This is a genomic window from Nocardia sp. NBC_00403, from assembly GCF_036046055.1.
GTDB lineage: Bacteria > Actinomycetota > Actinomycetes > Mycobacteriales > Mycobacteriaceae > Nocardia.
Window position 1 is genome coordinate 123648 of the sequence record NZ_CP107939.1, and the last position, 14439, is coordinate 138086.

13 protein-coding genes are annotated in these 14439 nt (G+C 66.8%); 5 read left to right on the forward strand and 8 right to left on the reverse strand.

Annotated elements, in window-relative coordinates; translation table 11 throughout:
• Positions 1–38: 38 nt before the first annotated feature.
• From OHQ90_RS00190 to mftA, 5 genes are all read right to left on the reverse strand, one after another.
• The gene (locus OHQ90_RS00190; RefSeq protein ID WP_328406516.1) at positions 39–1412 is read right to left on the reverse strand and encodes a GAF domain-containing protein; all 1374 of its coding nucleotides are present in this window, start codon (positions 1410–1412) and stop codon (positions 39–41) included.
• Positions 1413–1536: 124 nt separating this feature from the next.
• Positions 1537–3018 (reverse strand): mycofactocin dehydrogenase MftG, encoded by a 1482-nt coding sequence (gene mftG / locus OHQ90_RS00195; protein ID WP_328406517.1) that lies wholly within the window; start codon positions 3016–3018, stop codon positions 1537–1539.
• A 32-nt stretch (positions 3019–3050) separates the two neighbouring features.
• A complete protein-coding gene (mftF, locus tag OHQ90_RS00200; protein ID WP_328406518.1) occupies positions 3051–4451 on the reverse strand; it encodes a mycofactocin biosynthesis glycosyltransferase MftF in 1401 nt (466 codons plus the stop codon).
• 232 nt (positions 4452–4683) lie between these two features.
• Positions 4684–6246, reverse strand: a complete 1563-nt coding sequence (gene mftC, locus OHQ90_RS00205; RefSeq protein ID WP_328406519.1) for a mycofactocin radical SAM maturase — start codon at positions 6244–6246, stop codon at positions 4684–4686.
• A 14-nt stretch (positions 6247–6260) separates the two neighbouring features.
• Positions 6261–6359, reverse strand: coding sequence for a mycofactocin precursor MftA (gene mftA, locus OHQ90_RS00210; RefSeq protein ID WP_328413443.1), 99 nt, complete (start codon positions 6357–6359; stop codon positions 6261–6263).
• A 328-nt stretch (positions 6360–6687) separates the two neighbouring features.
• Here mftA and mftR2 point away from each other — a divergent pair, with 328 nt between their 5' ends.
• Both mftR2 and OHQ90_RS00220 read left to right on the forward strand, forming a co-directional pair.
• A complete protein-coding gene (gene mftR2 / locus OHQ90_RS00215; protein ID WP_328406520.1) occupies positions 6688–7326 on the forward strand; it encodes a mycofactocin system transcriptional regulator MftR2 in 639 nt (212 codons plus the stop codon).
• A 61-nt stretch (positions 7327–7387) separates the two neighbouring features.
• Positions 7388–8443 (forward strand): ferredoxin--NADP reductase, encoded by a 1056-nt coding sequence (locus OHQ90_RS00220; RefSeq protein ID WP_328406521.1) that lies wholly within the window; start codon positions 7388–7390, stop codon positions 8441–8443.
• 268 nt (positions 8444–8711) lie between these two features.
• Here OHQ90_RS00220 and OHQ90_RS00225 read toward each other — a convergent pair whose 3' ends face one another.
• From OHQ90_RS00225 to OHQ90_RS00235, 3 genes are all read right to left on the reverse strand, one after another.
• Positions 8712–9455: a DNA alkylation repair protein gene (locus tag OHQ90_RS00225; protein ID WP_328406522.1), complete on the reverse strand. Its 744-nt coding sequence runs from the start codon at positions 9453–9455 to the stop codon at positions 8712–8714.
• A 69-nt stretch (positions 9456–9524) separates the two neighbouring features.
• Positions 9525–10286 carry a glutamate racemase gene (locus OHQ90_RS00230; RefSeq protein WP_328406523.1) on the reverse strand — a complete coding sequence of 254 codons (762 nt, stop codon included), beginning with the start codon at positions 10284–10286 and terminating at the stop codon, positions 9525–9527.
• A 414-nt stretch (positions 10287–10700) separates the two neighbouring features.
• Positions 10701–11900 (reverse strand): NAD(P)/FAD-dependent oxidoreductase, encoded by a 1200-nt coding sequence (locus OHQ90_RS00235; protein WP_328406524.1) that lies wholly within the window; start codon positions 11898–11900, stop codon positions 10701–10703.
• A 244-nt stretch (positions 11901–12144) separates the two neighbouring features.
• Here OHQ90_RS00235 and OHQ90_RS00240 point away from each other — a divergent pair, with 244 nt between their 5' ends.
• The 3 genes from OHQ90_RS00240 (at position 12145) to OHQ90_RS00250 (ending at position 14412) form a co-directional block, all read left to right on the forward strand.
• Positions 12145–12501, forward strand: coding sequence for an SPW repeat domain-containing protein (locus OHQ90_RS00240; RefSeq protein WP_328406525.1), 357 nt, complete (start codon positions 12145–12147; stop codon positions 12499–12501).
• Positions 12501–13130, forward strand: a complete 630-nt coding sequence (locus OHQ90_RS00245; protein WP_406233519.1) for a TetR/AcrR family transcriptional regulator — start codon at positions 12501–12503, stop codon at positions 13128–13130. The genes OHQ90_RS00240 and OHQ90_RS00245 overlap by 1 nt, the downstream gene beginning before the upstream one ends.
• Before the next feature lie 127 nt (positions 13131–13257).
• Positions 13258–14412 carry a lipase family protein gene (locus OHQ90_RS00250; protein WP_328406527.1) on the forward strand — a complete coding sequence of 385 codons (1155 nt, stop codon included), beginning with the start codon at positions 13258–13260 and terminating at the stop codon, positions 14410–14412.
• Positions 14413–14439 lie beyond the last annotated feature (27 nt).

Sequence of the window (14439 nt, forward strand, 5' to 3'; positions counted from 1 at the left end):
GCCGCGCGTGTGAGTTACCACACTTTCAGATGTGCAGACTATGAGCCGGAACGTTGCATCCGCGTTGCATCCACGCCCAAGCGCCGGTCGAGGACCCGAATCTTGGCTTCGATCTGCGCGTACAGCGGCGAATCTCGATCGACCGCCGAGCGGTAGACGGCCCACGCCGCGGCATCGTCGCGCCCCTCGGCGGCCGCTGTCCACCGACGCAGGACGGCGGCGTCACCGGAACTCAGTACCGCGGCGCGCAGCCGGACCCGGAGCTCGTCGCGAAGGTCGACAATCCCCGGAGCGGTCGAGCGCGGAAGCACCGGGCCCGCATAAAGCCGTAATGCGGCATCGACATCACCGGAGTCGAGTGCGGCGCGCAAGGCCTCCACATCGGTTGCGACATGCACGCGCAAGCGGTATGGGCGCGAACCGAATACGGCCGGACCGACCACCGAACGCAATCGCGACATGGCGGCGCGGATGGTGCCGTTGTCCAGATCCGTATCGTCGAGCAGCAGCGCGAGATGGTCGGCGCCCAGCCCTTCCGGATGCTCGGCGAGCAGCAGCAGAATCTCGGCGTGCCGCTGCGACAACGGAACTCGATCGCCCGCGACAGTCAGCAACGGCTGCCCGAGCCCGAGCACGTCGAGACCCAACCGGCCCGCCGCGGCGGCATCGGCCGCCTCCTGACTGCCGGGCCGATGCACCGCACCGTGCTGTCCCGCTCGCATCGCGCTGAGCAGCAGATCCATTTCCGCGGCGGTCGACGCCGCCTTGACCAACGCCAGAATCTCCGGCTTTGCGACACGGACGCCACCGGCGATCATCAGCACCCCGACCAGCCTGCCGTCGGGATCGTGCACCGGCGCCGCGGCGCCGGTGATCTGATGCATGCGATGCAGGAAATGCTCGGGGCCGTGAATCCATGCGGCCCTTCCGGTACGCACCACAAGACCGACCGCATTGGTGCCGATGCGCCGCTCACTCAGATCGTCGCCGGCCCGCACACCGATCTCGGCCGCCGCGGTGATGTGGTCGGCATTGCCGTGAATCGAGAGCACGCGACCGAATTGATCGGAGACCGCGACAATCAAACCCGTTCTGGCCGTGTCCTGTACGAGAAGCTTGTCGATCAGCGGCATCAATGCGGCGATCGGATGTGCATCGCGGTAGCGCTGTAAATCCGCGCCGCGCAGACCCCGACCGTCGAGCACATCCATGGGATCGACGCCGCCGCGCACACTGCGCAGCCATGATTCGAGCACGACCGGACGCAGCAGACCGGCAAGCTGCGAAAGCTGGTCGCCACCCGCGCTAAGATATCCGTGCGCTTGTGCGGCATAGGCTTCAAGGGCGCCGAGTTGAGTGCCGGGTTCGACGCCATGCCGTGGGGGCCGCCCACCTGCAAGATTGCTGACCATTTGCCTTTCTTTCCGCCCCAAACTGTACCGGCGCGTATTCCGGTGGAAGGGCGGATGCATTTTTTGTCCGCCAGGTCACACCCGGTTCATTCCTCGTGCAAATGTGACATACTCATCTTTCACATCACCGAGAGAGGTAATCGGCGGCGCGCTCGGCGATCAGCACCGTCGTAGCCTGCGGACCGCGACTCAACGGCACCGGGACAATGGAAAGATCAACCACCGACAATCCGGTCACTCCGTGCACTCTGCACAGCTCGTCCACCACCGCACGTTCGTCATGCGCACGCCCCATCCGACACGTACCGGAGAGATGTTGCGAGGTAGCCAGATTCGCCCACAGCCACCTATCGGCAGCAGCGCCGGAGGATTCCGGGATCGGGTTCGATACCCGCGCCGCCGATATCCGGCGCAACAATTCGGTGGCAGTGCCGACAGCTTCCCGCAAACGGTTCCGATCATGTGCCGCCGACAGATAACGGTGGTCGATATGTGGCGACACGACAGGATCGGGCGAACGTAGTCGCATGACGCCTTCGGCATGTGGTCGCATCAAAGCCACCCCGAGCCGCTGCACCCCCGGTGTGAACGCGACGGTGTAGGGCCGGATTTCGATATCGTCCAGACTCAGCACATATTCCAGCGGCACCGTCTCCGGCGTTCGAAGCGGTGGATCGAGCCGGTATTCGATACCGATCTCGGGATGGTCACTGAATCCGATTCCGACCGGTGCGGGATGGCGTACCGGAATATCCAGTGTTCGAAGCTGCTCGACGCCGCCGATGCCGGAACGCAGTAACAGGGCCGCCGATTCGATCGCCCCCGCGCACAGCACGATCCGATCGGCCGACATCGTGCCGATCACACCGTCGCGCAGGAATTCCACACCGATGGCGCGAGTGCCCCGGAATTCGATGCGGGTGACCTGTATTCCACCGACGACGGTCAGATTGGGCCGCGCCGATGCGGGCAGCAGATACGCCCATCCGGTGCTGACCCGCCTGCCGTTCTCGATACTGCACGGCACGCGGCCGATGCCGTCGGCGGGGCCGGTGCCGGGCGGGGCGTTCAGATCGGCGACCTCGGGAACGCCGGCCGCGGCGCAGGCGGCGGCGAACTCGGCGCTCAGCGGCACGGGTGTGGCTATCCGGCGCACCGGCACGGGTCCGGTCCGGCCGTGCCATGGGCGGTCACCGAAATCGTGGTCGTGCTCGAGTCGCCGATAGAACGGCAGCACCGCGTCGAAGGACCAGGTGGTCGCGGCGATCTCGCTGCTCCACGCGGCGAAGTCGGCCGCCGTGGCGCGCACGAAGTAGCTGCCGTTGATCGCACCGGAGCCACCGATCACCCTGCCGCGCACAATATTTCCCGCGACCTCGTTGCCGATATCGTCCGTCGCGAGGGTAACCGGGTAGGTCCACAGCCATGGCGACCCTTGGCCGACCGGCAGCCGGGTGGCGTCGAGCAGGTCGGTGGGCATCTCTGCCGCCGTCGCCCACACCGGGCCCGCCTCGAGCAGGCGCACGGTGTGCTCCGGGTTTTCGCTCAGCCGGGCCGCGAGTACACAGCCCGCCGTGCCGCCACCGACGATCAGAGTGTCTGCCATCTACATCAACATCACAGCATCAGCGGTCCGAGTCAGCTGGACGGCGTGGTGGGTTTGAGTGACTCGAGGCTGCGCGCGCGAAACGCGCCGAGCCACAGCCCGCTGCCGTAGGCGATGTCGTCCATCCGCTTGTAGGCCACGTAGCGGAACGGATCGAGCCCGCCCGAATCGCGGTGGGTGAACCAGTCCGCGAGGCCGTCGGCAACGGCCATGGTCACCGCGATGCGCCGGATGCGCCGCGACGCCAGCATGGCCAGCATGGTGACCGGCCAATAGTGCCTGCACATCGCCGATGCCAAACGCCATAGGCCCGCGAAGAATCCGCGCGAGAGGTAGATGGCCGCGATCCTGGTCGGGTTGTCCAGCTCCGCGAAGACCCTTCGTAGTCGGATCAGCGCAGTGACGAGGGTGATCAGTCCACCGAACAGGCCCCACTTCGACAGCGTCGCGAACAGCAGGGCGGCAACCACCGTCCAGGACGGCACCGACAGCGGCGACACCATGCCGGCGTGCCGGTCGCCGAGCGGTGCGGCCCCGGTGCCGTAGAACAGCTTTCGGCCGAACCAGTCGCGGAAGGAGATCCGATGGTCGTGCGCCACGTGCGCCGCGGGCTCGTAGCGCAGCCGCCAGCCCGCCTGCTCCAGCCGCCAGCACAGGTCGACGTCCTCGGCCACCTGCATCGTCTCGTCGAAGCCGCCCTGGGCGAGCAGGGCCCGGCGCCGGACGAGCAGTGCCGCGCTCGGCACATAGGACACCAGGCCGCGCGACTGCACCGCCGACTCGCGCCTGCCGAGGTCGAGCGAGGAACGGGTGTGTTCGTAGCGGGCCAGCGCGTTCGACTCCGGATCGAGCGCGACGATACGCGGCGCGACGAGCGCGACCTCCGGGTCGCTGAAGTGCCCGAGCATCACCTCGAGCCAGCCGCTACGCGGGACGACATCGGAGTCGAGGAAGGCGACGAAGTCGGTTGTCGCGGCCCGCAATCCGGCATTGCGCGCCGCGGCCGGCCCCTGCTTGCGATCGTGGCGCAGGACGGTCACCCGGCACCGGGTGCCCCGATTGCTCGGGATGCGCACCGGTTGATCGGAACCGTCGTCGACGACGATCACGTTGTGCCCGCGCAGCGCCGCGAGCAGTCGGACCAGACCGTCGGCGTTGTTGTACAGCGGAACGATCACGGTGACGTCTTCCGGCGAGGGCAGCAGTCGGGGACGCGGATTGCCGACACCGGAATCGAGCAGCCGTCTGGCAACAACAGCAGACTTGGGGTCGGTGACCTCCAGGTACCCGTCGCCGATCATCTCGGCGGCCTCCGGGGCAAGCCGCAGCAACCGAGCGGGCGAACCGCCGATCAATATGCGTCCCCCGGAGTATGCGCGTACCCGTGGATCGATCCGTACCCCGAACCCGTCGGGCAGGCGATCATTGCGCATTCTTGGCATGCTAGGCGGAGATTCGCGCACGAGCATCATCCACCCGGAAAAAAGGACAGAATTCCGTGCGAATTGGCCCGAACGGACCGGCAACTCCCGACACCAAGCGTTGCCGAGTGGTCGCTGGCTACCGAACTCGAACCATCGGCAACTGAAGGGCAAACCTCCGGCCGTCCGATCGACGGCGACCTTCGAGCGATATGGCAGCACATCACTGGCTACCGACCCGGCATCATGTCAGCGGACTCTCGTCGCAGGCGCGCGACGGGCGTCGTTCGGGCGTGACGACGGGCCGGGACACCGACAGCGTGAGCGGAATCGGACCCGACTTCCGCGGACCCGACTTGCGCGGCGCCGACCGCCGCGAGTGGTCGACCGACGAGCGCGGAATCATCCGCCCCGTGTCGGCCAGTGCCGCCTCGCCGTAGCCCTGCACACACTCCGGGTCCGGTCCGTCGGCGGGCAGGCCGGTGAAGAACTTCGCCGCCATGCAGCCGCCGCGGCAGGAGTCGTAGTGGGCGCAGCCGGAGCAGGCGCCGCCACCGCTGGGCTCGCGCAGCTCCGCGAAGAGCTCCGATTCCTGCCAGACGGCACGAAAACCACCGTCCGCCACCACATTTCCGGCCATGAACCGTTCGTGGATGGCGAACGGGCAGGCGTACACATCGCCGAGCGGATCGACGAGGCAGACAACCCGGCCCGCACCGCACATGTTCAGCCCGGGCAGTGCCTCGCCGAACGCGGACAGGTGGAAGAACGAGTCGCCGGTGAGCACACCGTCACCGTTGCGCACCAGCCAGTCGTAGAGCACCCGTTGCTGTTCGGGCAGCGGGTGCAGTTCGTCCCAGACGTCCGCGCCGCGCCCCGAAGGCCGTAGTCGGGTCAAACGCAGTGTGGCGCCGTACTTGTCGGCGATCGCCTTGAACTCGTCGAGCTGGGCGATGTTGTGGCGGGTCGCGACCACCGACAGCTTGGCGTCGGAGAACCCCGCCGCGGCCAGGTTGTCCAATGCCCGGATCGCCATGTCGTAGGAGCCGGGCCCGCGCACGGCGTCGTTGACCTCGGCGTCGGCACCGTCCAACGAAATCTGAACGTCCACATAGTCACTGGCGGCAAGGCGCGCGGCGACCTCCGGCGTGATGCGAACTCCGTTGGTGGAGAACTTCACTCCGACATGATGCGCGGTCGCGTAGTCGACCAGCTCCCAGAAGTCCGGGCGCACAGTGGGTTCGCCGCCGCCGATATTCACGTAGAAGATCTGCATGCGTTCGAACTCGTCGATCAGCGCCTTGCACTGCTCGGTGCTCAGCTCGCGCGGATCGCGCCTGCCCGAGGAGGACAGGCAGTGCACGCAGGACAGATTGCAGGCGTAGGTGAGCTCCCAGGTGAGGCAGATCGGTGCCGCGAGACCGGTTTCGAATCGGTCGATCAGGCGCACCGCACCGGCCGATGCCGGAGCCGCCCCCGCGTCCGGTCGGGCGGCGGGTGCGGCGAATGTGCTGTGCCGCAATGCCTCCGGGGCACTGCCCGGTGCCGCTGGAGTGATCATGCTCGAGTCGGCCAGCTGTTCCAGTGCCCGCACATACGGGCCTGTGACATCGTCCGACAGGCCGACCGCCCGCAGCGCGGTACGCGCCGAGGCGTGCGAGGGCAGCGACCGCACGATCTCGAGGATCTGCGGGTTCTTCAGGAACGAGAGCTTGCGTGTGCCGAAGTGGTAGAGCAGCGCGCCGAACGACTCCGGCCGCAGCGCCACCCTCGGGTGCAGCTCCCAACGAGTATCGAGATCGAGCATGGTCGCTCCGCCGTTCAGTAGACGCCGCACATACCGTCGATGGAGACCTCTTCGATGAGGGTTTCCTCCACCAGCGGCGCTTCCTCGGCCGAACGCGCATCGACCGTGGTGATCGGCCCGGTGCTGTCGGCGTCGGTCTTTCCGAGCGATCCGTATTCCGGCATGGCTACCTCCGAGATGACGATCGGTGTCCACGGCCACCCGATGTAGCCGCGCTCACACGATAACGTCATGCACTGACAAAATGGAACAGGTTCCACTCGATCGATCGAGGTGGGCGTGCAGCGTCCCACTCAGTGGACGCGTCACCCCGGGCCGTCCGACCTGCGGGCCGAGTCGCACGCACACCGACCGGTTCGGCGGCGGGCGCTCTAGACTTTCGGTGGCAAGCAGCTGAACAGGACGTGACGGGCGATCGATGCCCGCGGTGGTAGAGGTGGCATGGGAGTCGGACGAATGCAGGCGAGCGGGGGCGGCAATACTCTGTCGGAGTCCGAGATCGTCGAGGCCGCGCTGCGAGTGGTTCGGGAAGACGGCGTCGAGAAATTGTCCATGCGGCGACTTTCCCGCGAACTCGGAGTTTCACCGATGGCGCCGTACTACTACGTGGCCGATAAACGGGAACTGCTCGACCTGGTCGCCACTGCGGCATTGACCGGAGTTCGCAAGCCACCGCCCGAATCCGGGCCGTGGCAGCAGCGGCTGCGCGACCTCATCGACCAGATCGACGAGAAGCTGCGCAAGCATCCCGGCCTCGGCGATGTACTGATCGAGCAGATGCTCGGCAAACAACTCGATCTGATCGCCGCACTGATGGAGATCCTGTTCGAAGCGGGCTTCACCGACCGCAATGTGCTCGCCGCCTACGCGACGATCCACACCTACCTGTTCGGCCGCAGCCGGGTGAATCCGCGGGATCGCTCGCCGCTGTCGGATGTGGCGCTGCCCGACGTCGTGGAGCGCGCCACCAAGTACATGGCGGACCTGCGTGGGAAGTACGCGTACGACTTCGGCATGGAGGTGTTGGTAGCCGGTCTGGAGGCCCAGCTTGTCCGGCAGCCGAATACCGACGTACGATGAAACTGAAACACGTTCTAGTTTTGTCGGTACCCGCCGGCCGCGCCACGTTCGAGAGGACGCCATGACCACCGTTGAAGTTCCACACGGCTCGCGCTCGGTCGTGCTGCGGGTAGCCGCTGTCATCACCGAGACCGTCGACACCTGCTCGCTGGTCTTCGACGTGCCCGAGGAATCGCGTGAACGCTTCAGCTACCAGCCCGGCCAATTCCTGACACTGCGCATTCCGAGCGACCTGACCGGCTCGGTGGCGCGCTGCTATTCCCTTGCCAGCTCGCCCTACACCGACGACCTACCGAAAGTCACCATCAAACGCACCGTCGGCGGCTACGGATCGAACTGGGTGTGCGACAACGTCAAAGCGGGCGACCAGATCGAGGTGCTGCCACCCTCGGGCGTTTTCACACCCAAGGACCTCGACGAGGATCTGCTGCTCTTCGGCGCGGGCAGTGGCATCACCCCGGTGATGTCCATCCTGAAATCGGCACTGGCCAGGGGTAACGGCAAGGTCGTTCTGATATACGCCAACCGCGACCACGAATCGGTGATCTTCGCGGCCGAATTGCGGGAGCTGGCCGACAAGCATGCGCAACGGCTCACCGTGATCCACTGGCTGGAGTACCTGCAGGGCCTGCCCACGCCGGACGCGCTGGCCACCCTGGTGTCGCCCTACGCCACCTACAACGCCTTCATGTGCGGGCCGAAACCGTTCATGGACCGTGTGCACGACGCGCTCGCACAGCTCGATGTGCCGCGCTCGCGGACCCACGCCGAGACGTTCAATTCCCTTGCCGGAGACCCGTTCGCCGACCAGGCACCGATCGAAGTCAGTGATGAGGAGGCCGCTGCCGCCGCCACCGTCGAGGTCGAACTCGACGGCGAAGTGCACGAGCTGTCCTGGCCGCGCAAGCAGACCCTGGTCGACATCATGCTGGCCAAGGGACTCGACGTGCCCTACTCCTGCCAGGAAGGCGAATGTGGTTCCTGCGCCTGCACGGTGCTGGAGGGCAAGGTCGAGATGGAGAACGCCGAAATCCTCGACCCCGAGGACATCGCCAACGGCTACATCCTCGGCTGCCAGGCCAGGCCGGTCACCAACCACCTGAAGATCCAGTTCTGAATTCTTGGCAGCGCCTGCGGCGCTGCGTGTTCGCGGCCCCCAAGGCTCGCGTCCGAGCGGCCGAGACTCGCGACTTCGTCGCATGCGCTTCGGCCGCTCGGACGCGAGCCGGCCGCGAACGGTCGCTCGTAAGACTCGCTCCGTGGTGGGTGCTTTGGTGGAGAAGCTCGCGACTTTGGCGCGCTGTATCGGTTGCGTAGGTGCAGGCTGCGAACGGTCGCTCGTCAGACTCGGTCCGTGGTGGGTGTGAGTTGCGGCTTCTTTTGTTTCAGCGTGCTGCGCGGTAGGCGACGCGCTGCGCGGGGGCGAGGCGTTCGACGGCGTAACTGAGTGCGGTGCGGCCCATCTCGGGCGCGTGCTTGTCCAGGAAGTCGGTCAGCAGCTGCTCATCGATGCGCTTGCCGACCTCGCGGAGCATCCAGCCGAGCGCCTTCTGGATGAGGTCGCGGCGGTCGGCGAACAATCGCTCGGACAGTTCGAAAGTCGTGGTGGCATCGCCCGCTTTGATGAATGCGAAACTCGAAAGCAGGGCGACTCGACGCTCCCACAGCGACTCGGCGTCGGCCAGCTCGAAAAGCAGGTCGCGTGGCTTGTCCAGCAGCCACGGGCCGATGATGTTCTCCGCCGACACATCGACGAGGTCCCAGTTGTTCACGCGGCCACGGCGCACGGCGGCGAGATACAGCTCGACCATGGCCGCGCGGGCCTTGTCGTCGAAGGTGCGCGGCTTGGATGCCGCGGCGAACCTGCCATTGAGGATGACCAGCGCCGCGAGCCGGTGCTCGTGCACCGGGCTGTCGAGCAGGGCGTCGATTTCGGTGAGCGGCAGTGTCGCAAAGCGTTTCGCGATCGAACGGGTCACCGGCACCCGGACGCCGATGAAGACGTCGCCCGCGCCGTACTCACCGGGGCCGGTTTTGAAGAACCGCTGTAGCTGGAACGCATCGGCGGGGTCGGCGACCTCGGCCAGCGCCGCCCGCAGCTGCGCAGCGTTCTCGGCAACTGCCGTCATCAGCGAACCTTCCATGTCAGCCGGTCGACTTGTCCTGTCGAAGGGCGCGGTGGCGGAGATCTGCGGAAATCAGCTCTGCGCGCCGAGGATTCGGCCCGACTCGAAGGCGGCGGCGCTGGCAGGCAGATCACCGGGACGACCGCTGTTGAGCACCCGGACCGCACCGTTTCCGGTGCTGGGCCTGCCGAGCGCGTCCATGCGCCGAATCGTCTGCGTGGCAACGGCTTGCGCGCTGTCGAAGAGGCGAACACCATCGGGCAGCGCAGCGAGGATGGCATCGATCACCAGCGGGTAGTGCGTGCAGCCGAGAACCACGCCCTCGACGTCGGCGGGGGTCTGCTCGGCGGCCCGCGCGATCGACTCCTTGGCTCCGGCGAGATCGCCCGCGTCGATGGCATCGGCCAAGCCGTGGCAGGCGACGCCGACTACGTCGGCCGCGCCACCGAACCGGGCGATCAGGTCCGCCTGGTAGCGGCTGGCCGTCGTCGCCGCGGTCGCCCACACCGCCACCGACGAGCAGACGGCAGCCGCAGGCTTGATCGCGGGCACGGTGCCGATCACCGGCACCTCGGGACCGACCTCGGCGCGCACATGATCCAGCGCCGTGACGCTTGCGGTATTGCACGGCAGCACGATCACCTCCGCACCGAGCGCGACCGAGGTGCGCGCGGCGCCGACCACCCGATCGATCGTCCACTCCTCCGGCTTCGGCCCCCACGGCGCACCATCCGGATCCAGTTGCAGCAGCAGGTCCACATCCGGTCGAAGCTTGCGCAGCCACGCAGCTGTGGTCAGCAACCCGAGGCCGGAATCGATGAGCGCGACGATCACGTGGTCCAACCTTAGTAGGCCGCCTGGAGAACGTAGCCGGACACCGTCCCGCCGGGCCGAGCGTCGGCGAGGCAGCCGCCCATCGAACACAGCCGGACACCGTCCGACAATCGCCGCGCCGGGCCGAGCGTCGGCGAGGCAGCCGCCCATCGAACACAGCCGGACACCATCCGACAATCGCCGCGCCGGGCCGAGCGTCGGCGAGGCAGCCGCCCATCGAACACAGCCGGACACCATCCGACAATCGCCGCGCCGGGCCGAGCGTCGGCGAGGCAGCCACCCATCGAACACAGCCGGACACCATCCGACAATCGCCGCGCCGGGCCGAGCGTCGGCGAGGCAGCCACCCATCGAACACAGCCGGACACCGTCCGACAATCGCCGCGCCGGGCCGAGCGTCGGCGAGGCAGCCGCCTATCGAGCCGTGCCGAGCAGCTCCGCCACCGGGGCGCCCGCTGCGATCTTCGCGCGGACTTTCATCACCTGTGCGGTCATGCCCGCGCCGACCACGCCGGTGAGGTTGCCGTCCTGGGTGTAGTAGGCAAGGAACTTGCGGCCGTCGTCGGAGACGATGTGGACCTCGTCGGTCGCGTTCGGGGTGCCGAGAGCCTGGATTTTCACGTTGTACTGGTCGCTCCAGAAGTACGGCACCCGCGCCGCGGTCGGCGGTTGCGCACCCAGCAGCGCGCAGGCCAGCAGTTTTGCCTGCTCGCCCGCGTTGGTCCAGTGCTCGACCCGCTTGCGCTGACCGGTCTCGTGCAGCCACGCGGCGACGTCGCCGACCGCCCACACACCCTCGACGGACGTACGGCCCACCCCGTCGGCGAGGACGCCACCGCCCGCGGTCGGCTCGGCGAGCGCGATGCCGGAATCGGCGAGCCATTCGGTGACCGGGCGCGAGCCGACCCCGATAACCACCAGGTCGGCGTACACCTCACTGCCGTCCGACAGCCGCGCACCGCGTACCCGGTCGGCGTCGTCGGCGAGGAAGGTGTCCAGACCGGTGCCGCAGCGCAGATCCACGCCCTCGGCACGATGCATCCTGGCGACCAGCGCACCGACCTGCTCGCCGAGCACCGAGGCCAGCGGCGTCGGCTGAGGTTCGATCAGCACCACCTGCACCCCGCCCGCGCGGAAGCTGGCCGCGAGCTCACATCCGATGAACCCCGCACCGACCACCAGCGCCTTACTCGCACCGGACAATTCGGCCCGCAGCGCGGCGGCGTCGGCGTGCCCGCGCAGCACGTGCACACCCTTCAGGTCGGGCAGGCCCGGCAGCCGGCGCGGCTGCAGGCCGGTCGCGATGATCAGCTGGGCGTAGTCCAGCGTGCTGCCGTCGGCAAGAGCCACCTGCCGCGCCGCGGTGTCGACGCCGACCGCCGCGGTGTTCAGGCGCAGATCGATCTGCTTTTCGACAAAGAATTCCTCCGGTCGGAGTGTGGTGTCGTCGGTCTCGCCGCGCACGAACTGCTTGGACAGCGGCGGGCGGTCGTAGGGCAGCCGCGACTCCTCGCCGACGAGGATCAGGTCACCCTCGTATCCTGCGCGGCGCAGTTCCTCGGCGGTGCGCAGGCCGGCCAGCCCAGCGCCGACGATCACGATCGGCCCGTTCATGCGGCCTCTCCTTCGGTGTGGCCGGACAGTCGCCGGGTCGAGTGGGCATCCGTAACTGAAGGTGACACGCAGCTCACCCTAACTTCTGCTTGGTCACAGCTCACAGTGAGGGCCGTCACTGTGACGACGGGGCCAGGACCACCGCCCATTGGTGCACAATCGTGTCTTTATCGATATTGATCGGGCGGTCAATCAGAGTTGAATCGGAGGCAGGAGAACATTCCATAGCCCGAGGAGGCACTCCATGTTCACCGAAAGTCGCACACAGGACTACCTGGCCATCGTGCTGGGAGTCTTCGCCGCGCTGTCACCCCTCTGGGTAGAGACGAACGACAACGGCCAGTGGTCACTGATCGTCTTGGGCGTTCTCATTGCTCTCACCGGACTCGCGCAGATCTACCGGCCCGCCATGCAGGCCACCGACTACGCGATGGGCCTGTTCGGCGCATTGCTGTTCATTTCCCCGTGGGCAATGGACTTCACCGAGTACCGCGGCGCATCCTGGACCGCATGGGTAGTCGGGATAGTGACGGTAGTGGTCGCGATCGCGGCGCTGCCGGCAATGTCGGCGCGTCTGCACGACATGGTTCCGCACCACTGATGCAGATGCCCAAACCGCATCGAGCAGGGCGTCGCCGTAGCGCCAAGGTGGACGGCGACGCCCGGCAGCTCATCCTGGATGCCGCCGAAAAGCTTTTCGCGGCACAAGGATTCGATGCGACCGCGACCGCGGCCATCGCCGGCGCGGCAGGCGTCCCCAAGGGCCTGGTCTTCTATTACTTCCCGACCAAGGATTCAATTCTGTCCGCGCTGATGGCCGAACGGGTGCCCAACCATCCGATCGATGACATCGGCACGGTGGTCACGCCCGGCGATCCGGCCGCTAGTTTGGTCAATCTCGATGCCGCGCTCAATCTGCGCGACAACCATTCCTCGGTGCTGCGCGTCATCATGTGGCGCGAAGCCGACACCCACCCGGACGTGCGGCGCCAATTGCGCCACCTGCGTGACCAAATGCTCGATATCACCGCCCGAGTCCTCCAGGCGAGCACGCCGACGCCGGTTCAGCAAGGCACCCTGCGCGCCTGTGCGGCCGCCTGGGTTTCGGCCATGTTCGCGATCGCGAGCACCGACCGCCTGCATGCGCTCGACGGCCTGCCGCTGCCGACAACAGACGAGTTGTTGAATGTGGCTCAGGTCGTCGCCGCGGGCATGACGCAGCTCGGCTGACAAAATTCTGAAATGCCGTGCCTTCGCAATTGTGCAGCTAGGCCGTGGTAGTTGTAATTATGTGCACATTGGTATAACCACGCGAGGCACACTGGCAACCGGGCTGCTGGCCGGAGTTCTAGCGACGATGCTGATCGGTACCGGCACCGCGCCGGCAACACCGATTTACCCGGTCGCGGATCCCGATCCCTTCTATGCCGCACCGGCCGATATCGCGGCAAAACGGCCGGGTCAGGTGATCGCGACCCGGCCGCTGCCACCGCTGATGATCTTCCCGGATACCGACGTCACGCTGATCAAATTCCGCTCGACGAACTCCCGCGGACTGCCCATCGCGGCGACAACCACCGTGCTGACACCGCACGGCCGTCCCCCCGACGGGCCGCTGCTGTCCTACCAGCACATCATCAACGCGCTCGGAACCCAGTGCGCAGTCTCCAGGGAGCTCTACTCCGACGATTTCAATCTGCAGATCAAGGAAGCGGTGGCGCTGAACGCGGTGCTGCTGCATGGCTGGAGCGTCGCCCTGCCCGATCACCTCGGTCCGACCTTCGCCTACGGTGCGGCCCGGCTCGGCGGCCAGATCACTCTCGATGGAATCCGCGCGGTGCGTCAGGTTCCCGAGCTCGGTGTGCAGCACAGCCCGATCGCGATGGCAGGTTATTCCGGCGGTGGCATGGCCACCGCGTGGGCCGCCGCACTCGCACCGCGCTATGCACCCGAGCTCGACATCGCGGGCGCCGCAGCCGGCGGTGTACCGACGAACATGGTGAAAATGCTCGAAGGCATCAGGTTCGAACCACATCCGGCCTTCGGGCTGTTGATGGCGGCGGCCATCGGGCTGGAACGCGAATACCCGGACCGATTCCCGATCAGCGACTACCTCAATTCCCAGGGAATGGCAGCCCGCGACCGCATTGCCAACAGCTGCACCAATGAAATTCTGGCCGCCGGAGCGTGGCGCAGCGCGCGCGATTTCGCAAGCAACATGTCACTCACGGAAAATCGAAACGCGCGAAGCGTCGTCGAGGAAAACAGTCTGGAATTGTTCGACGGCGTGCCGAACATGCCAATATTCGAATGGCATTCGCCGACCGACCCGCTCATTCCGATCGACGCGACCGACAACATCAACCGCCGCTATTGCCGGGCGGGCGTGCGGTTACAGACCGAACTCACCGCCTCCCCCGAACACCTCACAGCCGCTGTCCTCGGCATCCCCGCGGCGCTCGCCTGGCTGGAGGCCCGCTTCCGCGGCGAGCCTGCGCCGACGAATTGCTGAACGGCGCCTGCGCTGCGCGGCCCGCAG